The organism is Xanthomonas euvesicatoria (assembly GCF_013112235.1).
Classification (GTDB): Bacteria; Pseudomonadota; Gammaproteobacteria; order Xanthomonadales; family Xanthomonadaceae; genus Xanthomonas; species Xanthomonas euvesicatoria.
Window position 1 is genome coordinate 171,750 of the sequence record NZ_JABFFS010000001.1, and the last position, 24,783, is coordinate 196,532.

Genomic DNA, 24,783 nt, shown 5'->3' on the forward strand with positions numbered 1-24,783 from the left:
TTCGAGACATTTCAGGGCTGAATAGGCGGAACTGGAAAAGACAAAAAAACCCGCTGGCAGGACGCCAGCGGGCTTGGTTGCGCAAAATGCAGGGGTGGCCGGTCAGATCTGCGGCCAACATGCCCCACAGCCAGCATGCGCGGTCGATCGGCGCGCGAGGTGGCCGTGTTTCAGGCGTTCACCGCCAAGGAAATGACGATTTCGCCGAACCGATGGCGACGTGTCGGATCATTGGCGCGCCAGCAGGCTCACCGCGTCGAAACCGCTGCCTTCCAGCTTGAGGATGTAGGTGCCGGCACGCGGCGCAGTGAAGCGCACCGTCTGGCTGGTGCCGCGACGCGTGGACGCGCCGTCGTTGTCGGTGGCGGTGGGCTCGCGCCCGAATGCCACGTACAACCCCGCCTGGCCGCTGCCACCGAAGCTGATGAAACTCAGCACCGCACCCGCCTGCGCTTGGAACGTGAACACCCCCGCATCGCCCGACAGATTGGAGATGCCGCTTTGGACCACGCCATTACGCAGAGGCTGCGCATCCACCTGACACCCCACATCGCCCCTATCGCAGCGACGTAACGCGCGCGCAACTGCGGCTCCGGCATCCACGATGCCGGCCCCGGCCGGCGTTGCCACCGGAATCGACACCGGGAATGCGCGCGCAGTGCGCTTGAGCAGGCTCTCCATTGCGGCCGGCGACAACGGCGGTTTGCCGTCGGCGATCAATGCGCTCTGCACCAATGCGGCGGTGCCGGCCACATGCGGCGACGCCATCGAGGTGCCGGCGTAACGCGTGCCGCCATAGGTGAACTGCCCGGAGGTTGGTGTGGTTTTGCCGGTGTAGAGGGTTTGCCAAACAAAACTGCGGACCGGGCCATCGTTGGTGATGAAGGACATCGAGCTGCCGCCCGGGCCGGCCAGGTCGATCTGACGGCCGAAATTGCTGTAATCGGCAAGCGCACCGGTTGCGCGTGTGGCGGCAACGGCAATCACATTGGCGCAGTTGGCGGGAGTCGTCGTCGATACATCGGCCGTTGAATTACCCGCCGCCACCACCACGGTGGTGCCGCGCGCCACTGCGCCATCGATCGCGGCCTGCATTGCCGAACCGCATGCGCCGCCACCGCCCAGGCTCAGGTTGATCACTTCGGCCGGATCGCGGTTGTCCGGTACGCCATCGACGTGACCGCCGGACGCCCAGACGATGGCATCGGAGATGTCGGAGAGTCGCCCGCCGCAGTGCCCGAGCACGCGCACCGGCAGCACTTTCGCCCTGTAGGCGACGCCTGCCCCGCCAATGCCGTTGTTGGTGGCTTCGGCAACCGTGCCGGCCACGTGCGTGCCGTGCCAGCTGCTGTCGCTGGCCACCGAGAACAGCCCGCAGTCGCCGTCTTCGGCGATCCAATCGCCGAGGTCCAGTGCGCCGGGCACACGCTCGGCCGTGGCGCGACGCGAGAAGAACGGGTCGGTGATGAAGTCGTAGCCGGTGAGCAGATTGCCGGCCAGGTCCGGATGATCGGGCAGGACGCCGGTATCCAGTACCGCCACCACCACGCCTTCGCCCTGCGTTGTTTTCCAGGCTTGGGCGACGTCGATGCCACCCACCGGGTCGATGAGATGCCATTGATTGGTTTGCAGCAGCGGATCGTTCGGCAATGCGCCGCTGGTTTGCAGCGGATACATGCGCAGATCTACCTGCGCCGATTCGACCGCCGGGTCTGCGCTCAATTCCTGCACAAGCCGGTCGGCATCGGCACGACTGAGCTGGGCGGGCAATTTGATCAGTTCGCCGCCCGCGGCAAGCGTGCGCAGATAGGTTGGCGCTGCGGTGGCACTGGTGCGTGCGGCAGGCGCAAGACGGACGGATGCGCGCGAGGCGGCCGCACTGACTGCCGCCGAGGCACTGCGGCCGATATCGCGCGCGGTACCGACCTGCCCGCTGCGGTAGCGGACGATGATTCTGTCAACCGGCGCATTGGCCATGGCCTGTTGGCGTTGGGCACTGGCTGCTGCCGCATCGGCGTTGGCATCGGCGTTGGCGGCCAACGCTGTACTGCACGACGCCGCCAGGACACAGCAGGCAAGCACAAGGACCTGCGTAGAAGAACTCTGGATCACGATGGGATTCCTTCGAGGTGAGTGCGAAAGGGCATGACGAAGAAAGCGCGCCGCCCGGCAACGGGCGGCGGGAATGCATGCGACCGCGTGGCCGTGCTGCGGCTACCAGCCGAAACCGGCGCCCAGCCCAACCGATCGGTCATCGCCGCTGAGTGCGCCGCCCACGGTGAGGGTGGCGCGCGGGCTGATCGCCCGCTGGTAGCCCACCGACAACGCCGACTCGCCGTTCTGGAAACCGACGCCGGCACCGATGCGGTTCTGCGAGGCGATACCGGCCACGCTGGCGGACATGTTCAACATCGCCGAGCTCATCGCGCCCTGGCGATCCAGGCGACGGTTCTGCCGGCGCAGGCGGTCTTCGATATCGCCCTGGTAGCTTTCGAAGCTGTCGGCCATCGCGTTGTAGCGGCTGTCGGTGTAGCTGTTGGCGGCGGCAACGCCGCTGTCCAACTGGCCCTTGTTGACCGCATCGGTGGCACGCGTACCGGCCGCCACATTGGCCACCTGACGCTCGCCGCCCACGCTGCCCACCGACACCGTGTTGGCACGGTCGGCAACCGAGCCCTGGCCCAGTGCGACGGCGCCTTGTGCCGTGGCACGGGCGCCCTGGCCGATCGCCGTGCCCGACGCGGCCGTCACCTGCGCGCCTTCGCCCATCGCCACGGCATTGGTCGCCACCGCCGCGATCTGCGTATTGGCACCCACCGCCGTACTGCCGTCGGCATTGACGCGGGCATTGCTGCCGATGGCGGTGTCGTTGGGGCCATGCGCATACGCGCTGCCGCCAATGGCCGTGCCGGTGACGTGGTTGGCCACTGCTGCCGTGCCCACTGCCGTGGACGTGGCCGCCGGCGTGATGCTGCCGTCCACTGCGGCGGTGGGCGTGCCCTGCACCGCGGCCGTTGCATTGCCCGCAGTGCTGGCGACATTGCTGGACATATCGCTGACCGCAGTCGCCGCCACTGCCGGTACCGTTGCGGTGCGCAGCGATGCGGTGCGTGCGGCGGTGCTGGTCGGCGTGCTGCCACTGCGTGCATCCAGCTCGCTGACCTTGCTGTCCAACGCCGTCAGTGCCGCACCGACGTTGTTGTAGCTGGCCCCCTGGATCACGTAGGTCGGCGCAACAAATACGCCTTGCGCACCGATCGCCGCACCGCCGCCGAGGAAGCTGGCCGCATTGCTCAACGACTGGAACAACTGGCCGCCATTGATTGCATCGGTGCTGGCACTGGCAATCGTGCCCGCACCCACATTGACGATACGGCGCGTGGCCGGGCCGCCGCGGCCATTGCCGCTGCCCACCGACACCGTATTGGCATCGTAGGTGCGCGAGCCCGAGCCCAGAGCCACCGAATCGGCACCGCTGGCGCCAGCATTCGCGCCCAGTGCCACGGCATTGCTGCCGCTTTCGCGGACGAAGGCGTTGTAGCCCAGCGCAACGCCGTTTTCGCCGACGGAATTGGTCTGCCGGCCCATCGCGGTGCTGTTCACGCCGCTGGCGCTGCTGTCCGCCCCTATCGCGCTGGCGCCGGTGGCCGCGGCACGGCTGCCGGAGGCAATCGCTACGCTGCGCTCGCCGGCAGCAACCGCACGGCTACCCAACGCAGCACTGCCCTGGCCAACGCTGGAGGCATTGAAGCCCACCGCGGTGGCAGATGCGCCAAGCGCGCTGCTTGCGCCACCCAGTGCCATGGCGCCCTGTCCCTGCGCAGATGCCGCCGCTGCGTCCGTGGTGGCCGGCGTCACTGCCAGATAGCCATCAATGCGTGACGTGGCGGCGCGCACCGTATCGAGCTGGGCCACATTCACCGCATCGGTGGCTTCGGTACCGGCTGCAACGCTGGTGATCTGGCGCGTCAAGCCGGCTTGCACATCGCCGACCGACACCGTATTGCTGCGAAACGCATAGGAGTGCGCACCCAGCGCAACCGCGCTGGATGCCGAACGATTCCAGGCATCGTCGACCCAGGATCCCACCTTCGCGCCGTAACCGATCGCCACGGCATCCACGCCGTTGGCCTGCGCGTCCGCACCAATGACGGTGCTGTCGCCATTGAACTGCGAGGTCATCGCACGCGCGCCTAACGCCACGCTATTTTCGTTGTAAGCGGTGCTGCCATGTCCGATCGAGATGCCGCCATCGCCGGACGCCAGGGCAAAGCCGCCCAATGACACGGTGCGTGGTGCGAACGACCCGGCGCTGTGCCCGATCGCTACCGCATCGGTATTGCCGGGCGCATTCGGAAACACGTTGGAATCGTAGCCAATGGCAATCGCATAATCGGATTGGCTTTGCGCACCCGAGCCCAGCGCAATGCCGCCAAGACCGGTCGCTGCGGTAATCGAGCCGAAGTTGCTGACGCCGCCCACGACAACGCTCTGTGCTCCGCTGGCCAATGCGGTGTCGCCAACTGCGACGCTACTGGCACCGTCGCTTCGCGCCCTGTAACCGAATGCGGTCGAGGTGTCTGCGCTGGCGCGCGAGGAATAACCGCCGGCAGTGGAAAGAAAGCCACTGGCGCTGGAAAGCCCGCCCACGGCGGTGGCACCGTCGCTGGAAGTCTGTGCGCGATACCCCAGCGCCGTGCTCTGCACGCCACTGGCGCTGGCGCCGCTGCCGATGGCGCTGGCATACGGCGTGCCCGCTACCGCACCACCGCCCACAGCCGTGGCGCCCACACCTGAGGCCTGCGTGGCCTGTTCGCGTTGGCCGATGACGAAGCCGTTGGCATCGTAATCAAACACGGTCGTCACGCCGCCAACCGCAATCGCCGATTCTCCCGCGGCCGCAGCGTTATGACCGATCGCGGTCGCGTCGCGGTCCAAGGCCAGGCTTCCACCGCCCAATGCCATGGTTCCATCGCCCAGCGCATTGCTCGCATTGCCCAATGCCAGCGCATCCTCGCCGTCCGCGAATGCCGGGATCTGCGCATCGGCGGCGGATATTGCTGCCACTTGCGTGGCGCTGTCGTTGGCTCCTGCAGTAGCGACCTGAGCCACCGTGCCCGCCTCGCCCGGGCACTGTCGCCTGCCATCGATCACCTGGCACTGCGTGGTCGCTGCCGCCGGCGTGGTCGTGGCGCAGGCCGCCCCGGCCATGCCGAACAACACGATCACCATTGCCGTGGCCAGCACTCCGCCGGCATGGTCGCGCGGCAGTCTCCCCTGCGTATTTCCCACCGTGCGAGCACGCGTCACCGTTTGGTCGTGAGCACAAGACGCGCGACCAGCCTCCAGATAAATTCGCTTCATTAACGCCTAACTCCCCATTTTGGTCTGGTGTGTAAAAAACCGACCACCGCACGAACAGATCGCACGGTCCCCCTGAGGTTTTATATTCGCGCGCACTTGCTTCAGCGATGGAGTTTTCCACCGCGAAAGATTCAACACAGTAAATAAGAAGATGCGGAGATCGAAAGATCGATAACGCCGGATGAATTTATTGAAAAAACCAACTTTCAAATGCGATTGCCGTCACACATAGCACGCAATCAGTCATGCGAAATAAATAACTAATACTTTTGTTAGTTATTTCAAAATGACCAGGTGCCGATTAATTATTTAGTCCCATCTTCGCTGCCACCACAAAAATAGTCTCGAAACAATTCCGAGGCGCATGTGGGTAATCGCGCGACCATCGTCATCGAGCCGCTCCATCGCCTGATTCGAGCGCGCCACACGCGCCACCGGTCGCGTGTGCCCGATGCTGGCGAGGCCGGCAACCACGCATGGGTTTGCAATGGGCACCGCGCAATGGAGTGGTAGCGGCAGCGCGCGACGAGCCTGCAACCGATTCCAATTGCAGATTCAGCGCGCCTGCCAAAACGACAACGGCCGTGTGCATCGCTGCACACGGCCGTCGGATCATGCGTCAGCGGCTGCCGATCAGCCGCACGGCATCAACCGCACCACACCCGCGCGTTGCGGAACATCCGCAGCCACGGCGAGTCGTCGCCCCAGTCGGCCGGGTGCCAGCTGAGGTTTGCGCTGCGTGGCGTGCGCTCCGGGTGCGGCATCAGGATGGTGACGCGGCCGTCGCTGCTGGTCAGCCCGGTGATGCCGTCAGGGGAACCGTTCGGATTGAGCGGATACTGCGAGGCCACCCCACCATCGCCATCGATGTAACGCAGCGCCACGCGTGCAGCGGCCTGGTCCACGGCGCTATCGAACGCTGCGCGGCCTTCGCCGTGCGCCACCGCCACCGGAATCCGCGAGCCCGCCATGCCGCGCAGGAAGATCGAGGGCGACTCCACCACTTCCAGCAGCGCGGTGCGCGCCTCGAACTGCTCGCTGCGATTGCGCAAAAAGCGCGGCCAATGCTCGGCACCGGGAATGATGTCCTTGAGCTGGCTGAGCATCTGGCACCCGTTGCACACACCCAGCGCGAACGTATCGCTGCGTGCAAAGAACGCGGCGAACGCATCGCGCAACGCCGAGCGTTCCAGGATGGATGTCGCCCAGCCGCGGCCGGCGCCCAGCACGTCGCCGTAGCTGAAACCGCCGCACGCCGCAAAGCCCACGAACTCGCCCAGGTTCACGCGGCCCTCGATCAGGTCGCTCATGTGCACGTCGTAGGGACGGAAACCGGCGCGCTCGAAGTTGTAGGCCATCTCGATCTGCCCGTTGACGCCCTGCTCGCGCAGGATCGCCACCTTGGGCCGCGTACCGGTAGCCACGAACGGCGCCGCCACATCGTCGGAAGGGTCGAACACCAGCTTCGGACGCAGGCCTGGCGCCTTGAAATCGCGTGCCAGCGCGCGCTCCTCATCGGCGCTGTCCGGGTTGTCGCGCAGCTTCTGCATCGCATGGGTCACCGACCACCAGGCGTCGAACAACTCTTCCCAGCGCCACTCGGCCAGCACGCGGCCCTGCCCGCTCACGCGGATGCGCGGCGCGCCGGTGGGGCGTGCGATGCGCTGCGCGCACTCGGTCAGCGCATGCCGCTCGACCAGATCGGCGAACGCGGCGCGGTCCTCGCTGGCGATCTGCACCACCGCACCCAGTTCTTCGTTGAACAGGCTGCGGAACGCATCGTCGCCCCAGGCATCGAGGGTGATGTCCAGGCCCTGCCGCGAGGCGAACGCCATCTCGCACAGCGCCGCAAACGCACCGCCATCGCTGCGGTCGTGGTACGCCAGCAACAGCCCGGCCTCGCGCGCGTCGCGGATCAACTCGAAGAAACTGCGCAGACGCTGCGCATCGTCCAGATCCGGCACCTCGCCACCGAATGCCGGCAGCGCAGTGTCGTCGGCATAGACCTGCGCCAGCACCGACCCGCCCAGCCGCTGCTTGCCGCCCCCCAGCCCGATCAACCACAGCTCGCTGTCTTCCCCGCTGCGCAGCAACGGGGTCAGCTGCGTGCGCACATCGGTCACCGGCGCGAACGCACTGATGATCAACGAGACCGGCGAAACGCTTTTCAGCGTTCCACCTGGAATAGGGAATGGAGAATCGGGAATGGTGAAAGCGGAGGGCTCTGGCGTTTCACCATTCCCGATTCCCGACTCTCCATTCCCGACCTGCCACTGCGACTGCATCGACAGCGAATCCTTGCCCACCGGAATGCTCAGCTCCAGCGCCGGGCACAACTCCATGCCGATGGCGCGCACCGCGTCGTACAGCAACGCGTCTTCGCCGCTGTGGCCGGCGGCGGCCATCCAGTTCGCCGAGAGCTTGATGCTGTCCAGCCGCTGCACCGGTGCCGCGCACAGGTTGGTGATGGCTTCGCCCACGGCCATGCGCGCGGATGCGGCGGCATTCAACAGCGCCAGCGGCGTGCGTTCGCCGATCGACATCGCTTCGCCTTCGAAGGTGTCGAAACCGGCGAGTGTGATCGCGCAATCGGCCAGCGGCAGCTGCCACGGGCCGATCATCTGCTCGCGTGCGGTCAGCCCGCCCACGCTGCGGTCGCCGATGGTGACCAGAAAGCTCTTGGACGCCACGGTGGGATGCGCCAGCACGCGCAAACCGGCCTGCTGCAGGTCCAGCGACGCGGTCTGCAGCACCGGCCACCTGGGAGCGGCCGGATGCGCGGCATCGCGATGCATCTTCGGCGCCTTGCCGAAGAGCACGTCCATGGGCAGATCGATCGGGAGCTGGGAATCGCGAGTCGGGAATGGGGAATGGTGTGAAGCGGTGTCGGCAGCCACAAGCGTGCCGTTACGACTCCCGACTCCCGATTCCCGATTCCCGGCGTCCAGGACGCCATAGCCCACCACCAGCCGCTCCTCTTCCGTGGCCACACCGACGGCGGCAAACGGGCAGCGTTCGCGGGCGCAGATGGCGGCGAACTCTTCCAGGCGCGCCTGCGGCACGCCGAGCACGTAGCGTTCCTGCGATTCGTTGCACCACAGTTCCAGCGGCGACAGCGACGGGTCGTCGGTGAGCACGCGGCCCAGGTCGATGATGCCGCCCACCCCCGAATCGTGCAGCAGTTCGGGAATGGCGTTGGACAAACCACCTGCGCCCACGTCGTGGAACCAGCGGATCGGGTTATCCACGCCCAGCGCCACGCAGCGGTCGATGACCTCCTGGCAGCGGCGTTCCATCTCCGGGTTTTCGCGTTGCACACTGGCAAAATCCAGCGCCTCGGCGCTGTCGCCGGCCGCCACCGAACTGGCCGCACCGCCGCCCAGGCCGATCAGCATCGCCGGGCCGCCGAGCACGATCACCGCATCGCCCGGCTGCAGGCGCAGCTTTTCCACCTGGTTGCGATCGATCGCGCCCAGGCCACCGGCCAGCATGATCGGCTTGTCGTAGGCGCGGGTCAGGCCCTGGCCTTCGGCCAGCTCGAAGCTGCGGAAATAGCCGAGCAGGTTCGGGCGACCGAATTCGTTGTTGAACGCGGCGCCGCCCAGCGGGCCGTCGAGCATGATGTCCAGCGCCGGCGCCATGCGCGGGTTCAGCGCGCGCGGCGCTTCCCACGGCTGCGGCAGGGTCGGAATGCGCAGGTGCGAGACCGAAAACCCGGTCAGCCCGGCCTTGGGCTTGCCGCCACGCCCGGTGGCGCCTTCGTCGCGAATTTCGCCGCCGGCACCGGTGGCCGCGCCGGGGAACGGTGCGATCGCGGTCGGGTGGTTATGCGTTTCCACCTTGATCGCAAACGCCGACGGCAGCACCGCTTCGCTGCGGTATTGGCCGGTGGCCGGATCCGGGCGATAGCGCGCGGCCGGCACGCCTTCCACCACCGCCGCGTTGTCGCTATAGGCCGACAAGGTGTGCTGCGGGGTCTGCTGATGGGTGTGCTTGATCATCCGGAACAGCGAGCGCTCCTGCGGCTTGCCGTCGATGGTCCAGCTGGCATTGAAGATCTTGTGCCGGCAATGCTCGGAGTTGGCCTGGGCGAACATCATCAGTTCGACGTCGGCCGGGTCGCGGCCCAGCGCGCCGAAACGTTCGCGCAGGTAGTCGATCTCGTCCTGCGCCAGCGCCAGGCCCAGGTCGCGGTTGGCCTGCTCCAGCCCATCCAGCGGCACGCGCTGCAACTGGCCCGGGTCGGGCACGTTGAACAGCGCTTCGGCGGCAGCGGCCGACCCGAGCAGCGATTGCGTCATCGGGTCGTGCAGCAGTTTGGCCACGGCGGCCTGGGCGGCTGCGTCGTCCGGCCAGCCGGCCAGGTCGATGCGGGTGCCGCGCTCCACGCGCTGGATCGGCTGCCCGGCCCCGCGCACCAGCTCGGTGGCCTTGCTCGACCACGGCGACAAGGTGCCCAGGCGCGGCACCACGTAGCGCGAGGAGGCATCGGCATCGCGCGCGGCGGGCGCGGCGTTGGCCTGCAGGATCCGCTGCAAGGTGGCCTGGTCGGGCGACTGCCCGGCCTCGGCACGGATGAAGTACACGTGCCAGGCGCCAGTGAGACGCAGCGCGGGAACGAGGGTTTGCAGGCGGGTTTCGAGCCGAGCGCGGCGGAACGGCGAAAGGGCGGAAGCGCCCTCGAGGACCATCATGTCCGGGGAACCGTGTCAGAAACGGGGCTGCAGATTGTAACGGAGCTGATGGATCGACGCCGGACCGGGCGTGCGATGGCCGGGAATCGGGAATCGGGAATGGGGAATCGTCGGGCGGGAGCGTTGTCGCCGCTTCCGTGCCAGAGAGTGGCGCCGGCCAGCATGAAGGAGGCGGCCAGATGGCGGCCACCCCTCAGAAACGGCAAAGGCCCGGATGCGGTCGCACCTGGGCCCTTGTCATTGCGCAAGCGACCACCGCAACGTCGCCATCGGCGACGCCACGATGATCAGAGCCGAGACGGCCTCAGCGGCTGCCGCCTGCCGTGCTCACGGCACGCTTTTCCAGCGCCTCACGCAACTGCGCCGGCGGCAGGTAGCCACCGAGCTGGGTGCCGTCGGGCGCGAAGATCGCCGGCGTTCCGTTGACGCCCAGGCGCTGGCCCAGGTTGTATTCCATCGACACCGGGTTCTTGCAGTCCTTGGAGGCGACCGGCTGACCCGACTTGGCAGCGGTGAGCGCCTGCTTGCGATCGGCAGCGCACCACACCGCAATCATTTCCTTGTGGTCCTGGCTGCCCAGGCCCATGCGCGGGAACGCGAGGTATTCCACCGCGATGCCCTGCTTGTTGAGCTCGCCGATCTCGCTATGCAACTTGCGGCAGTAACCGCATTCCACATCGGTGAAGACGGTGACGGTGTACTTCGGGTTGGCCGGGGCGAACACGATGCGGTCGGCCTTGGGCACGGTGTCAAGCTGCTTGCGGCGGTAGGCCAGCAAGCCCGGGCTGGCGGCGAACTGCTTGTTCTGGATGTCGAATGGCTGCGCCTGGATCAGGTAACGGCCGTCGTCGCTGACGTATAGCACCTGCCCACCGACGACCACTTCGCGGAAGCCGGGGAACGGCGCAGCACCGATGTAATCGGGCTTGAAATCCGGGTCCAGTGCCTTGAGCGCCGTGCTCACGCGCTGGTCCACCGTGCCGGTGGCGGCGGGCGCGGCGGCGGGCTTGGCGCCGGCAGTGCTTGCCGCAGGCTGCGAGGATTGTGCGCAGGCGGTAAGGCTGATCGCGCCCAGCAGCGCGGCGATGGCAAGACGATACATTCACGCATCCAGATGGAATGAGGTGCCCAGATTCTCGCACAGCGCAGATGAAGCCTGGCCGCGGCCGCGACAGTTTGTGAACGCTGCAGGCACCCGTTGCTGCACCTGCTGGACAGACGCAGTGCGGAGCGTGGTTTGCCGGGTCTGGCGGCGGGCTGGGCACTTTCGCCGTCGCAAGGCGCCTTGAAGGTGCCCGTAAGCGTCGTCCCCGCTCTGATTGTTTCCTGGAGTGCACCGCCGCGTGACGTCCGGCGCTGAGCGTCAGCTCGAGGTATGACAACCAGGAAGTCACGCCAGCCGATGCCAGCCTGACCAGCAACGCCGCCGGAGCCGCCGAGCGTGTCTGGCGAGCCACCCAGCAACGTCGGCTGGCGATGTTGGTGCGGCCGCCAGCGCGGCGATGACCTGTTGGCAGTTCTGCCGCAACCGCGACAGGTGCATCGCCGGCACGCATGCGCATGGCGGGGCGCTGGGCCGACTAACCGCGCGGATGATGGCTGGCGTGCAGTTTCTGCAGATGCTGGCGCGCCACCAGCGTGTAGATCTGGGTGGTCGACAACGAGCTGTGGCCCAGCAGCATCTGCAATGCGCGCAGGTCGGCGCCATGGTTGAGCAGATGGGTGGCAAAGCTGTGGCGCAGCCCGTGCGGGCTGACCGTGTCCGGGTCGATACCCGCGACCGCCGCATAGCGTTTGACCAACGCCCAGAACTGCTGTCGGCTGAGCGGCTGACGCGCGGCGTCGATGAACAACGGCACCTGCCCGTCCACCGCCGCCACCGGCGTGTTCGCCGCCAGCAGCGGGCGCGCCTCGCGCAGGTAACGCTCCAGCCAATGCTGGGACTCCTCGCCCAGCGGCACCAGCCGGTCCTTGCTGCCCTTGCCGGTCACCCGCAGCACGCCCTGGCGCAGGTTCACCCCCACTGCCGGCAGGTTGACCAGCTCGCTCACACGCAGGCCCGCGGCGTACATCAACTCCAGCATGGCGCGATCGCGCAGGCCTGCCGGGGTGTCAACGTCCGGCGCGGCCAGCAAGGCCTCGATCTGACTTTCGGTCAAGGCCTTGGGCAGCGAGCGTGGCAGTTGCGGCGGATCGATCAGGGTGGTGGGGTCGTCGCTGCGCACGCCATCGCGCAGGCACAGCCCGTAGAACGCACGCAAGGTCGACAACAGCCGCGCCGTGCTGCGCGGGGAATAATTGGCCTGGGTACGCCAGCGCAGATAGTCGAACAGGGCGGCACGGTCGATGCCGAGCAAGCCACCATGTGCGCCGTCGCGCCAACGCGCCAGCCCTTCCAGGTCGCGCCGATAACTCTCCAGGGTCTGCCGCGCCACGCCTTGCTCGGCCCAGAACCGGTCGAGGAAACGCTCGATCACGCTGGCATCGGCCGCCTGCACCGGTGGCAGCTGGCGGGCAAGTTGGCGGCGTTCGGCGGGACTGCTGGCAGACATCGCCACAGCATAAAACGCGGCGCGCGTTTTGAGCGCCGATGCGCGTGGGTTGCCGGTAGGTGTGTTGCCTGCGCGCGCGGGGCGGTAGATGTGCGCGTCATTGTTCTGCCTGATCAGCACGCGTCGGCCGCAGGCGCAAAGGCGACCCGGATCGCGACGCCAGCGCCGCCATGGCCGGTAGGTCCCGGCATGGGCATGCGCCCGATTGAACACGCCGCGTCTGCGCACCAGCCGTCGCGCCAGGATGCGGTTGATCGCCGTTCGATGCGTGGCGTGCGTCAGCGCGCGCAGGCACCAGAGCGCGGCTACTGCAGCGCGGCGTTGCGCCGTGCTTGGCGACCGTTATGCTCGCGCCATGACCTCGATCCCTTCGCCTCGCATTGCGCGCCCCCCTGCCCTGGTGGGCTGGCGGCTGCTGGCGTTGTGCTACGACGCCTGGCCGGTGCTGGCGCTGTCGATGCTGATCTCCACCGTGTTCACGCTGGGCTTTACGCTCGCCGGGCACCCCGCGCGCGAAAACATCGCGCCTTTCAGCGGCTGGCAATGGCTGTTGTGGCTGTGCTGCTGGATCGCCGCAGGTATCTACGCCACCGTGAGTTGGCGCCGCGGCGGGCAGACGCTGGGCATGCGCCCCTGGCGGCTGCGCTTGATCGACCCACGGGTGTCATGGCGTGCGCTATGGATCCGCTATGCCGTCGGCACCTTGTCGCTGGCGCTGGGCGGGCTGGGGTTCTGGTGGGCGTGGCTGGATCGCGACCGGCTGACCTGGCACGACCGTGCGAGTCACACACGGCTGGAACGGATTGCCAGGCCATTGAAGTAATCAGGTCAGGTCGGCAGTCCATCACCCCCATATCCAGAGGCTCCGGCATGTTCCATGCATGCGACTTGCACCTGGAGTGGGATGGGGCCGGCGGCAGTGACCAAGCCAGGCTGCGGCTTATTTGGCGGCCAAGAAGGCGCGAGCAATCAGCCACTGAAACGCATGCCCAACTGCATACAGCACTGCCAGAAATGGCGGAACCAACAACGCATAACTTGTCGCCCAAGGCATGTTGGTCAACCAGGCATCCGCGTGGAGAGCATCCAGTGCGATCAGCTGAGGCGTCAACGGCAATTGCAGCAGAACGAAGTGGCCCTTGGGATCGCCCTGAGCGCTGAGCGCTCCCCACACGCAAAAAGCAGCCGCCGCCAGATGCAGCAGGCAGAGCGCCACACCCAACACGCTTACCCGCCGCATGCGCTCAGCTACTACGCCTGCGGAACAACCACGCCGACACACCCAGCATCACCATGGGCGGCAGCGCATAGGCAATGCGGTAATCCAGCTTGAGCGCGCCGGCCATGCGGCCGAAGAACAGCTGCAGCAGCCAGAAACCCAGCGCGAACAGGATGCCCAGGAACAGGCGCTTGCCCAGGCCACCGCTGCGCAGCGAGCCGAACGAGAACGGGATTGCCGCCATGCACAGCGCCAGCACGTTGAGCGGATAGAACCACCGGCTCCAGTACTGATCTTCGTAATCGCGCGCGTCCAATCCATTGCGGCGACGGTATTCGATGCTCTGCTCCAGATCGTGCGCAGAAAGATTGCGCGGCTTGGCCAGGCCAGCGGCCAGCGCGGCAGGATTCAGTTGCGACTGCCACGGCAATTCGGGAAAGGTTTCGCGCTGCACCGAGCGTTCCTGGAAGGTGTCGCGACGGACCTGACGCAGGGTCCAGCGGCCGTCGCGGTGTTCGGCCACCGAGGCGTAGGTCAACTGCTGCATCCTGCCACTGGGATCAAGGTGGTAGAGCCGCACATCGTGTAGATCGAGTGCGGTGCCACCGCCATCGAGCAGCTTCTCTTCACCGCTCAATGCATTGAGGAAGGTGTCGCCCTCGCGTGCCCACAGCCCGGCGTAGCGCGAAGACGCCATATCGCTGTTGAAGCGGGCACTGGCCTTGAGCGTGTCGGCCTGATTCTGTGCCCACGGCCCGATGGTTTCGCCACTGATCACCATGCTGGCGGTCAGCAGCGCCATCGCTGCGACGACCGATGCGGACATGCGCTTGCGCGACACGCCCAGCGCGCGCAGCGCCGTCAGCTCGGAGGTGGCGGCCAACTGGCCCAGGCCCATCAGCGCGCCAATCACCGCGGCAGTCGGGAACAAGGTATAGGCCCGGCGCGGCACGGTGTAGGCCACGTAAGCCACCGCGTGCCCGAAGGTGTAGCTGCCCTGCCCGATGTTCTTGGCTTCGCTGGCGAAGGCGTTGACCAGATCCAGCCCCAGCAGCACCGCCCAGGTCAGCAGCACGGTGAACAGCACCACGCGACCGACATACCAATCGTGGACCCGCGGCGTCAGCTTCATGCGCGCGCCCCCGGCCGACGCACGCGGCCATCGCGCGCATACGCCCACACCGCCACGGCCAGCAGCGGCAGCGTCAACCACCACAGGCCCAGCGCCGCCGGAGTCTTGCCATTGGCGATCCACTGGGTGCCGACGATCATCAGATTGGTGCCCACCATGTAGGCCAGAAACGCCAGCATGATCCGGCCATAACGCTGTTGCCGCGGCGCACTGCGCGACAACGGCAAGGTGAGCAAGGCAAACGCCAGCGCCAGCAACGGCGGCGCCAGGCGCTCATGCAGCTGGGCGCGCGCGGCAGGGCGCTCGTCGGACAGCAGCTGGGTGGTCCACATCACTTCAGGGTCGTTGGCATCGTGCACGCGGGTGCGGTCTGGCAGGGCGATATCGCTGCTGGCGAACTTCATCAAGCGGTAGTCCAGGGTCGCGCCGCTCGCCGGGCCCTCGGTGCGGTAGCCATCGTCCAGGCGCAGGTAACGGTCGGTCTTGCCTTCGAAGAACATCGCGCCGCGGTCGGCGGTGACCACATCGATGCGGTCGTTCTGCTGGCGCTGCATGAAGACCTTGCCCAGGCCCTTGCCGTCGGCAGAGATCGTTTGCAGGTAGACCACCCCGCCGCCGGACAACGGCGTGAACTGGCCCGACTCCAGGCCGGCCATCAGCACGCTGCGGTTGGCATCTTCCAGCATCGCCTCGGCGGTACGGCTCGCCCAGGGGCCCAGCCACAGCGAGCACAACCCGATGACCACCACCACCGGCACCACCAGCATCAGCATCGGCCGCAGCATGCGCCTGGGGCCCACGCCAATGGCGGTAATGACGGCCATTTCTGAATCGCGGTACAGCCGCGCCAGTGCCAGCAGCAGGCCCAGCATCAAGGCCAGCGGCAGGATGATGGGCAGATACGCCACGAATTGCAGCCCTACCTGCGACAGCAGCAAGCGCGCCGGGATGCGGCCGTCGGCGATATTGCCGAGGATATCCACCAGCACGCCGCCGACGCTGACGACCAGCAGCACGATCAAGGTGGCCAGGAAGCTCTGGGTGAAATCGCTAAGCAGGTATCGATCGAGCTTCGGCATGGGGTGGGCTTGTTTTAAACTCTCGGATTCGTTCGCGGCGCCGCCAGCCTAGTCCGGTTGGCGTAAACAGCCCGCGATTGTACGGATTTGCCTACGGAATCTGATCAATGGCCCTGCAATTCACCCTGAACCAAGACGCGCCGGCAAGCGCTGCCGTCGACTGCATCGTGGTTGGCGTGTTCGCCGACAAGACCCTTTCGCCCGCTGCCCAGGCGCTGGACAGCGCCAGTCAGGGTCGCTTGACGGCCTTGGTCGCGCGCGGCGACGTGGCCAGCAAGACCGGCAGCACCACGCTGCTGCACGACCTGCCCGGCGTCACCGCGCCGCGCGTGCTGGTGGTCGGCCTGGGCGAAGCCGGCAAGTTCGGCGTGGCGCCCTACCTCAAGGCCGTCGGCGATGCGACCCGCGCGCTGAAGACCGGCGCGGTCGGCACCGCCCTGCTCACCCTGACCGAACTCAGCGTCAAGGCCCGCGATGCGGCCTGGAACATCCGCCAGGCGGTGACCGTCAGCGACCATGCCGCCTACCGCTACACCGCCACACTGGGCAAGAAGAAGGTGGACGAGACCGGCCTGACCACCCTGGCGATTGCCGGCAACGACGCCCGCGCGCTCGCCGTGGGCGTGGCTACCGCCGAAGGCGTGGAATTCGCCCGCGAGCTGGGCAACCTGCCGCCGAACTACTGCACCCCGGCCTACCTGGCCGAGACCGCCGCGGCATTTGCCGGCAAGTTCCCGGGTGCCGAAGCCGAGATCCTGGACGAGGCGCAGATGGAAGCGCTGGGCATGGGCTCGCTGCTGTCGGTGGCACGCGGCTCGGCCAACCGCCCGCGCTTGATCGTGCTGAAGTGGAACGGCGGCGGCGACGCGCGCCCGTACGTGCTGGTCGGCAAGGGCATCACCTTCGATACCGGCGGCGTCAACCTCAAGACGCAGGGCGGCATCGAGGAAATGAAGTACGACATGTGCGGTGGCGCCAACGTCATCGGCACCTTCGTGGCCACGGTCAAGGCCGAGCTGCCGATCAACCTGGTGGTGGTGGTGCCGGCGGTGGAGAACGCCATCGACGGCAACGCGTACCGCCCGTCGGACGTGATCACCAGTATGTCCGGCAAGACCATCGAAGTCGGCAATACCGATGCCGAAGGCCGCCTGATCCTGTGCGATGCACTGACCTACGCCGAGCGCTTCAATCCCGAGGCGCTGGTGGACGTGGCCACGCTGACCGGCGCCTGCATGGTGGCGCTGGGTCACCAGACAGCCGGGCTGATGAGCAAGCACGACGACCTGGCCAACGAACTGCTGGCCGCCGGCGAGCACGTGTTCGACCGCGCCTGGCGCCTGCCGCTGTGGGACGAATACCAGGGCCTGCTGGATTCCACCTTCGCCGACGTCTACAACATCGGCGGCCGCTGGGGCGGCGCCATCACCGCCGGCTGCTTCCTGTCGCGATTCACCGAGAACCAGCGCTGGGCGCACCTGGACATCGCCGGCGTGGCCAGCGACGAAGGCAAGCGCGGCATGGCCACCGGTCGCCCGGTCGGTCTGCTGACCCAGTGGTTGCTGGATCGCGCCGCCTGATGTCGCCGCGCGCTGCACTGGCGCTCATCGCTGGCTTCTCCGTCGTGAACGGAGCCGCCAGCGCGGTGCCGGGCTGGACCAGCCCCGGCATCGATCTGCTCTGGATCGTCGTGCAGCTGTTGCTGTTGTTTGTGTGGCTGGCGGCCGACAGCCGCCGGCTTGGCTACCGCCGGCCGGCCTGGATGAATATCGGCATCGTGGCCTTGGCCGTGCTGTTCCTGCCGGTGTACCTGTACCGTTCGCGCCCGCCCGGGCGCCGCCTGCGCGCATTCGGCGGCCTGCTGTTGGCCGTGCTCGGCTGTGCGGCCCTGTTCGTGGCCGCCGGCATGACCACCGAATTGTTGCTCTCCTCCCGCTTTGTGACCGCCTGATGCCCCGTGCCGACTTCTACCTGATCGCCAAGCCGCGCTTCCTCAACGAACCGCTGCGGCTGGTCTGCGAGCTGGCGCGCAAGGCCAACGACGCCAACCTGCCCACCTTGATCCTGGCCCGCGATACGCAGCAGGCCGAGGCGCTGGACGACCTGCTGTGGGCGTTCGACGACGAGGCCTACGTGCCGCACCAGATCGCCGGCACCGATGAGGAAGACGAACTGGCCCCGGTGCTGATTGCAGCCCCGGAGTTCGCCGCCCCCTCGCGCCCGCTGGTGATCAACCTGCGCGACGACCCCTATCTGGGCGCCTGCGACCGCGTGCTCGAAGTGGTGCCGGCCGACCCCGCTGCCCGCGAACCGCTGCGCGAACGCTGGAAACAGTACAAGGCCCTGGGCCTGGAACTGACCAAGTACGACATGTGAGTGCGGCGGGGATTGGGGAGTTGGGATTGGGGATTCGTAAAGCAGATCTTGCGTCTCCAACGACTGCATCCAACCTCAGACAGCCGATCTTCGCTCCGCAGCACCAACACCGACATTGACGAGTGGATTGCCGGTGACTCTCGCCGGCCCCATGACGCAACCAATCCCGAATCCCGAACAACGAATCCCGGCGCCCCTATGACCACCCTCGCCTCCAGCTACGACCCCTCTTCCTTCGAATCGCGCCTGTACGCGCAGTGGGAGGCAGCCGGTTATTTCGTGCCGTCCGGCAAGGGTGAGCCGTACACCGTGTTGCTGCCGCCGCCCAATGTCACGGGCACGCTGCACATGGGCCATGCGTTTCAGCAGACGCTGATGGATGCATTGGTGCGCTATCACCGCATGCGCGGTTACGACACCTTGTGGCAGGTGGGCACCGACCATGCCGGGATCGCCACCGAGATGGTGGTCTCGCGCAATCTGGCGCTGGAAGGCAAGGGACAAACGCGCGATTCGCTGGGGCGCGAGGGCTTCATCGCCAAGGTGTGGGAGTGGAAGGCCGAATCCGGCGACACCATCGAGCGCCAGATGCGCCGGCTGGGCACCTCCAGCGATTGGTCGCGCAGCACCTTCACCATGGACCCGCAGCCGTCGGCGGCGGTCAACGAAGCGTTCGTGCGCTGGTACGAGCAAGGCCTGATCTACCGCGGCCAACGCCTGGTCAACTGGGACCCGGTGCTGAAGACCGCCATCTCGGATCTGGAAGTGGAAAACGTCGAAGAAGACGGCTTCCTGTGGTCGATCCGCTATCCGCTGGCCGATGGCGTCACCTACGAACACGTCGAGCACGATGCCGACGGCAACGAGACGCTGCGCGAAACCCGCGATTATCTGGTGGTGGCCACCACGCGCCCGGAAACCATGCTGGGCGATACCGCGGTGATGGTGCACCCGGAAGATGCGCGTTATCTCACGCTGCATGACGCCCGCATCGTGTTGCCGCTAACCGGCCGGCACGTGCCGGTGATCACCGACGATTATGTCGACCGCGCCTTCGGCACCGGCGTGGTCAAGGTCACGCCGGCGCATGACTTCAACGATTACCAGGTGGGTGTGCGGCACTCGCTGCCGATGATCAACATCCTCACGCCAGAGGCAAAGATTATCGGCCTTTCTAGCTATCGCGAGCGTCGTGATACTGAAAACCCCCGTGAGCCAATTTTGACCTTGGAGCGCGACGCTCTACCTTTCGACATAGGAATTCCAGAGAAGTATTGGAATCTTGATCGTTATGAAGCTCGCAAACTTGTCCTAGCTGATCTAGAGGACGAAGGTCGATTGGTCGAAACCAAACCGCACAAGCTGCAGGTGCCGCGCGGCGATCGCACCGGCCAGGTGATCGAGCCCTACCTCACCGACCAGTGGTTCGTGAAGATGGATGCGCTGGCAAAGCGCGGACTGGAGCTGGTCGAAAGCGGCCAGATCAAGTTCGTGCCGCCGAACTGGATCAACACCTATCGCCATTGGATGGAGAACATCCAGGATTGGTGCATCAGCCGCCAGCTGTGGTGGGGCCATCGCATCCCGGCGTGGTTCGACGAGGCCGGCAAGTGCTACGTGGGCCATGACGAAGCGCAGGTGCGCGCCAAACATGGCCTGGGTGCGGAGATTGCGCTGCACCAGGACAGCGACGTGCTTGAAACCTGGTTCTCCTCGCAGCTGTGGCCGTTCTCCACGCTGGGCTGGCCGGATGCGCAGGCGATGGCCGAGCGCGGCTTCGAGCGTTATCTGCCTTCAAGCGTGCTGGTGACCGGCTTCGACATCATCTTCTTCTGGGTGGCGCGCATGATCATGGCCACCGACAGCTTCACCGGCCAGGTGCCGTTCCGCGATGTCTACATCACCGGCCTGATTCGCGATGCGCAAGGCCAGAAGATGTCCAAGTCCAAGGGCAACGTGCTCGATCCGCTGGATATCATCGACGGCATCAGCATCGAGGATCTGGTCGCCAAGCGCACCCATGGCCTGATGCAGCCGCGCATGGCCGAGAAGATCGAAAAAGCCACGCGCAAGGAATTCCCGGACGGCATCATCGCCCACGGTGCCGATGCGCTGCGCTTCACCATCGCCGCGCTGGCCACGCATGGCCGCGACATCAAGTTCGATCTGGGCCGCGCCGAGGGCTACAAGAACTTCTGCAACAAGCTGTGGAACGCCACGCGCTTCGTGTTGATGAACACCGAAGGCGCACGCTTTACCGGCGTGCCGCAGCCGCGCACCGAAGCGGAAAAGTGGATTTTGGCGCGCCTGGACAAGGCCACCGCAGAAACCCACGCGCATTACGCCAACTATCGCTTCGACCTGCTCGCGCAGTCGTTGTACGAATTCGCCTGGAACGCGTTCTGCGACTGGTTCGTGGAGCTGGCCAAGCCGGCGCTCAACAACCAGGACGCCGACGCGGCCGCCAGCACGCGCCACACGCTGCTGTATGTGCTGGAGTCGTTGCTGCGTCTGTTGCACCCGCTCACCCCGTTCGTCACCGAAGAGTTGTGGCAGCAGGTCGCGCCGCGCCTGGGCATCACCACTGCGACGATCTCGTTGCAGAGCTTCCCGCAGCCCGGCGATGTCGACACCAGCAGCTATGCCACCGCTGAAGCCGATGTCGAATGGCTCAAGTCGATGGTGTCGGCGCTGCGTCGCGTGCGCAGCGAATTGAACGTGCCACCGTCCAAGCAGGTGCGCCTGCTGCTGCAGGCCGGCACTGCCGACGACCGCCCGCGCGTTGCCCGCTTCGCCTCGCAGCTGTCGTTCCTGCTCAAACTCGAACGCATCGACTGGCTGGACGCTGGCCAGGACACACCGCCGTCGGCCGCCGCCATCGTCGGCGAACTCACGCTGCTGGTGCCATTGGAAGGCCTGGTCGACATGGATGCCGAACGCACTCGCCTGGACAAGGAAATCAAGCGCGTGGAAGGCGAGATCGCCAAGTGCAACGGCAAACTCGGCAGCGCCACCTTCGTGCAGAACGCACCGGCCGCCGTGGTCGAACAAGAGCGTGCGCGCTTGAACGACTGGACCACGCAGCTCACCGGCCTGCGCGAGCAGCGCGCCAAGATCTGAAGCGGTTGATCAGCTGCTAGCGTATCGAGGGCGTAGTGCCCTCGCCGCTTGCGGGACCAGCCGTTACATCAGCATGTCCGTCATGTCTTGATTGCAGACATGCGCACCGACCAGCTCGACTGGTCCTTGCCCGCCCACCGTCGCGGGACCCTTGGCGGCATGGATGCTGCCAAGGAGCCTACAAGGACGTACTTGCGGCGTGTCCTGCGATGGTGGGCGGGCGAGGACCCTGCAGGAAAGCCGCAGCACCAGTGCCGTTTTGCCAACGCATCGCACCAGCCAGGCACCGTTGGACTAGAACTTCAAATCCACACGCGCATACCAGAAGCGTCCGCCGGGAATATCGTAGGTGGATGCGTCGTAACCATTGAGGGAGCACGACAGGCAGATCGGCGGATCCTTGTCGAAGACGTTGTTCAGGCCGGCCGTGAGTTGCAGGCCCTTGAGCCAATCGATGCGATAGCCCACTTGCGCGTCGTGATAGGTGATCGCATCCAAGCGGTTGGTTCCCACCGACGGATCCGAACACACCGCAAACTCCACCGCGTCACCGCACTGCTCGGTGAGCTTGGAAATGTGCCGCGCAGTCCACGAAGCCGTCCAGTTACCCAGCGACCAATCCAATACCGCGTTGCTGGTCCACTCCGGAATTGCGCTGTCCACCACCTCGATGCCCGGGCCTTGCGGCTGTCGCTGGCCCGCCGCACCCAGCGCCTCGTAGCGGCCTACCAAGGTGTTCTGCCACGATAGTTTGAAGCGCCCGAATGCGGTTTGCGGCAAGGTCCAGAATAGATCCACGTCCCAGCCGTCGGTCTTGATCGAGCCCAGGTTGGTCAAGCGGTTATTGAAGGCGTTGATGCCGCCGGTGGATGCCCGCCCGATGCCATCGCAGTACAACGCATCCAGCGTATCCACGCACAGATCCAGCTGCGTCTGCGCATTGATCGCCTGGATCGCGCCATCCACATGATGGCGATAGAAGGTCACCTCCAGGTCGAGGCGGTCGGACCAGCTGGCATCGCTCGCAAATCCCGGGCTGAAGACGAAGCCCGCACTGAAACTGCGCGAACGCTCCGGATCGAGTTGCGCGTTACCGCCGGTGGTGACCGAGATCTGCTGGTTGGCCTGCTGATAACCGGCAGGCACACCGAGTGCTGCGCAGCTAGCCGCACTGCCGCGCGGCGCCGTACCGCCCAGACCGATCGAGCACGGATCCGACAACTGCAGGTCCGCACGCGCCGCCGAACCGAACAGCTCGCCGATGGTGGGCGCCCGGAAGCCTTCGGCATAACTGGTGCGCAACACGAACTCATCGGTGACCTGCCAACGCAGGCCGTACTTGGGCGTGAATTCGCCACCGAATGTCGAATAGTCCGAATAGCGCCCGGCGATATTCAGATCGAGTTTGTCGCCCAATGCCGAGTTGGCGAAGATCGGAATATTGAGTTCGAGATAGGCTTCGTTGACGTCGTAGCTGCCTGCCGTGGGTAAGGAGGGCACGCCGTTGTAACGCCCGGCCACGGTGAGCGGATCGGGCTGATAAGAGCCTTCGTACTTGCGGTATTCGTAACCGCTGGCGAACGACACCGCACCGCCGGGCAACTGGAACAACTCGCTGCTGAGGTTGGCGGTGAACAGGCTCAATTCGTTCTGGCTGCGGTCGCGCACCACCGGTTGGATCCAGCGCAACATCTCCGGCGTGATGCTGCCGGCACCGCTGAAGATATCCAGCGGCACGCAGCCGGCCACGGCCGCGCAGGCAGCCGGGTCGCCTAGCGCCAGGTTGATGTTGTAGAGGTTGTAGCTGCCGTAGTTGGTCTGCTCGGCCTTGTTCTTGCTGTACATGCCGTTGACGTCCCAGAACCAGGTCCGCCCTGCGCCTTCGAACGTGCCGACCAGGCCGGTGCCGAAATATTGGGTATCGACCTGTTGCTCGTAACGCCGCGGCCCGCCTTCCACCGGCCTGCGACCGATCTGGATCAGATTGGTGGCCGAATCCAGATCGAATCCGAACGGGTTGAACGGATTGAGCGCGGAGATCACGATATTGTCGGCCAACGGGTTGCCGGTACCGGCATCGGGCCCGAGGAAGATGGGCTCCGGTGCGGCCTGGTTGGTCGATTCGCGCCGGTTGCCCAACGCCTTGACGTACCACTGCACGTCGTCGTTGAAGTAATAGCGGAACTGTGCAAACACGCCCTTGCGCTCGGACGGCGTCAGCAACAGGTTCTGCTCGGCAAAGTTGTAGCGGTCTGCGGTGCCGAAGCAGTGATAGTCGTCGCTGCGCGTGCAACCGCCGCCGCCATCGTATTGCGGTGTGCCCACGCCGGCATTGGGCGTAAGGTTCTGGCGCACGCCGGTGTTGGGATCGACGAACTGGAAGCGGCCATCCGGCGTTGCCGAGCTGGCGAAGGTCAGCCCGGTGCCAGGAATCGGGAAGCGGGCCTGCGCACGATCGCGCGCATAGATCGGATCCTGTTTGACGTAGCTGGCGCCCAAAAACAGGCTGAAATTCTCTCCGCTTTTACCCCAGGCCAGATCCATGCCCTGGTTGGCGCCATCGCCCTTGCCGTACTGCCCGTAGTTGAGCGTGACCTGCGCACCGTCGAACGTGCGACGGGTGATGATGTTGACCACACCGGCAATCGCATCCGAGCCGTATAGCGACGATGCGCCGTCTTCGAGCACTTCGATGCGCTCGACGATCGCCAGCGGAATGGTGTTGAGATCGGTCGACGAACCCACGCCGGAGGCGGAGGATTCGTTGACCCAACGAATGCCATCCACCAGCACCAGCACACGCTTGGAACCGAGATGGCGCAGATCCACCTGCGCCGAGCCTGCACCCACGCCACTGCCATCGGGCGGAAAGCCGAAGTTGCCGGACGAATTGAACTTGGCGTTGAGCGCCGAACCGGACGCGGTGAGCTCCTGCAGCACTTCGCCGATGGAGGTCAGGCCGGTGCGTTCGATATCGGCACGATTGAGCGTCTGGATCGGTACCTGGCCCTGCAATTCCGCGGTCTTGATGCGCGTGCCGGTGACCTGCACGCTGTCGAGCGTGCGCGTGTTCGGTGCGGCCTCGGGCTGTTGCGCCCAGGCCAGTGTGGGAATCAGACACAACGACAACTGCACGGCCAGGCATGACCAACGGGGGCCAATCAGACGCTTCATCCTTTCTCTCTCCAGAAGGATTCTTGAGTGTCCGCACGCCCCCGTGCCCTGCGGTCCTTCCCAATTCTTAAAC

The 24,783-nt window shown here is 66.0% G+C and carries 14 protein-coding genes and 1 pseudogene; 5 read left to right on the forward strand and 10 right to left on the reverse strand.

Going from position 1 to position 24,783, the window contains the following annotated elements; all coding sequences use genetic code 11:
• Positions 1-228 precede the first annotated feature (228 nt).
• The 6 genes and pseudogenes from HLH45_RS00615 to xerD all read right to left on the reverse strand — a co-directional run bounded on the left by HLH45_RS00615 (position 229) and on the right by xerD (position 12,610).
• Positions 229-2,112, reverse strand: coding sequence for a S8 family peptidase (locus HLH45_RS00615; RefSeq protein WP_033478556.1), 1,884 nt, complete (start codon positions 2,110-2,112; stop codon positions 229-231).
• A 102-nt stretch (positions 2,113-2,214) separates the two neighbouring features.
• Complete coding sequence (locus tag HLH45_RS00620; RefSeq protein WP_033478557.1) at positions 2,215-5,364, reverse strand: YadA-like family protein; 3,150 nt, start codon at positions 5,362-5,364, stop codon at positions 2,215-2,217.
• 647 nt (positions 5,365-6,011) lie between these two features.
• Positions 6,012-10,058: a phosphoribosylformylglycinamidine synthase gene (gene purL, locus HLH45_RS00625; RefSeq protein WP_008571786.1), complete on the reverse strand. Its 4,047-nt coding sequence runs from the start codon at positions 10,056-10,058 to the stop codon at positions 6,012-6,014.
• Positions 10,059-10,362: 304 nt separating this feature from the next.
• Positions 10,363-11,160, reverse strand: coding sequence for a DsbC family protein (locus tag HLH45_RS00630; protein WP_008571787.1), 798 nt, complete (start codon positions 11,158-11,160; stop codon positions 10,363-10,365).
• A gap of 224 nt (positions 11,161-11,384) precedes the next feature.
• Positions 11,385-11,620, reverse strand: a pseudogene (locus HLH45_RS21970) (hypothetical protein); the annotation flags it as partial.
• An 18-nt stretch (positions 11,621-11,638) separates the two neighbouring features.
• Positions 11,639-12,610: a site-specific tyrosine recombinase XerD gene (xerD, locus tag HLH45_RS00635; RefSeq protein WP_031424373.1), complete on the reverse strand. Its 972-nt coding sequence runs from the start codon at positions 12,608-12,610 to the stop codon at positions 11,639-11,641.
• Between the two features lie 355 nt (positions 12,611-12,965).
• Here xerD and HLH45_RS00640 point away from each other — a divergent pair, with 355 nt between their 5' ends.
• Complete coding sequence (locus tag HLH45_RS00640) at positions 12,966-13,433, forward strand: RDD family protein (protein WP_008571789.1); 468 nt, start codon at positions 12,966-12,968, stop codon at positions 13,431-13,433.
• A 117-nt stretch (positions 13,434-13,550) separates the two neighbouring features.
• On the opposite strand, the gene HLH45_RS00645 is transcribed toward HLH45_RS00640, so the two are convergent.
• The 3 genes from HLH45_RS00645 to lptF are packed head-to-tail and all read right to left on the reverse strand — an operon-like array spanning position 13,551 to position 16,040.
• On the reverse strand, positions 13,551-13,850 hold the full coding sequence (locus HLH45_RS00645; RefSeq protein WP_008571790.1) for a hypothetical protein: 300 nt from the start codon (positions 13,848-13,850) through the stop codon (positions 13,551-13,553).
• A gap of 4 nt (positions 13,851-13,854) precedes the next feature.
• Positions 13,855-14,961, reverse strand: coding sequence for an LPS export ABC transporter permease LptG (gene lptG / locus HLH45_RS00650; RefSeq protein ID WP_008571792.1), 1,107 nt, complete (start codon positions 14,959-14,961; stop codon positions 13,855-13,857).
• On the reverse strand, positions 14,958-16,040 hold the full coding sequence (gene lptF / locus HLH45_RS00655) for an LPS export ABC transporter permease LptF (RefSeq protein WP_008571793.1): 1,083 nt from the start codon (positions 16,038-16,040) through the stop codon (positions 14,958-14,960). Before lptF ends, lptG begins: the two co-directional genes overlap by 4 nt.
• Positions 16,041-16,147: 107 nt before the next feature.
• On the opposite strand from lptF, the gene HLH45_RS00660 reads away from it, so the two are divergent.
• The 4 genes from HLH45_RS00660 to HLH45_RS00675 all read left to right on the forward strand — a co-directional run bounded on the left by HLH45_RS00660 (position 16,148) and on the right by HLH45_RS00675 (position 21,536).
• Positions 16,148-17,620: a leucyl aminopeptidase gene (locus tag HLH45_RS00660; protein WP_008571794.1), complete on the forward strand. Its 1,473-nt coding sequence runs from the start codon at positions 16,148-16,150 to the stop codon at positions 17,618-17,620.
• Positions 17,620-17,991, forward strand: coding sequence for a hypothetical protein (locus tag HLH45_RS00665; RefSeq protein ID WP_008571795.1), 372 nt, complete (start codon positions 17,620-17,622; stop codon positions 17,989-17,991). Before HLH45_RS00660 ends, HLH45_RS00665 begins: the two co-directional genes overlap by 1 nt.
• Positions 17,991-18,416 (forward strand): DNA polymerase III subunit chi, encoded by a 426-nt coding sequence (locus tag HLH45_RS00670; protein ID WP_008571796.1) that lies wholly within the window; start codon positions 17,991-17,993, stop codon positions 18,414-18,416. Before HLH45_RS00665 ends, HLH45_RS00670 begins: the two co-directional genes overlap by 1 nt.
• 198 nt (positions 18,417-18,614) lie before the next feature.
• Complete coding sequence (locus HLH45_RS00675) at positions 18,615-21,536, forward strand: valine--tRNA ligase (RefSeq protein ID WP_008571797.1); 2,922 nt, start codon at positions 18,615-18,617, stop codon at positions 21,534-21,536.
• A 294-nt stretch (positions 21,537-21,830) separates the two neighbouring features.
• Here HLH45_RS00675 and HLH45_RS00680 read toward each other — a convergent pair whose 3' ends face one another.
• Complete coding sequence (locus tag HLH45_RS00680; RefSeq protein WP_046932845.1) at positions 21,831-24,710, reverse strand: TonB-dependent receptor; 2,880 nt, start codon at positions 24,708-24,710, stop codon at positions 21,831-21,833.
• Positions 24,711-24,783: the final 73 nt, after the last annotated feature.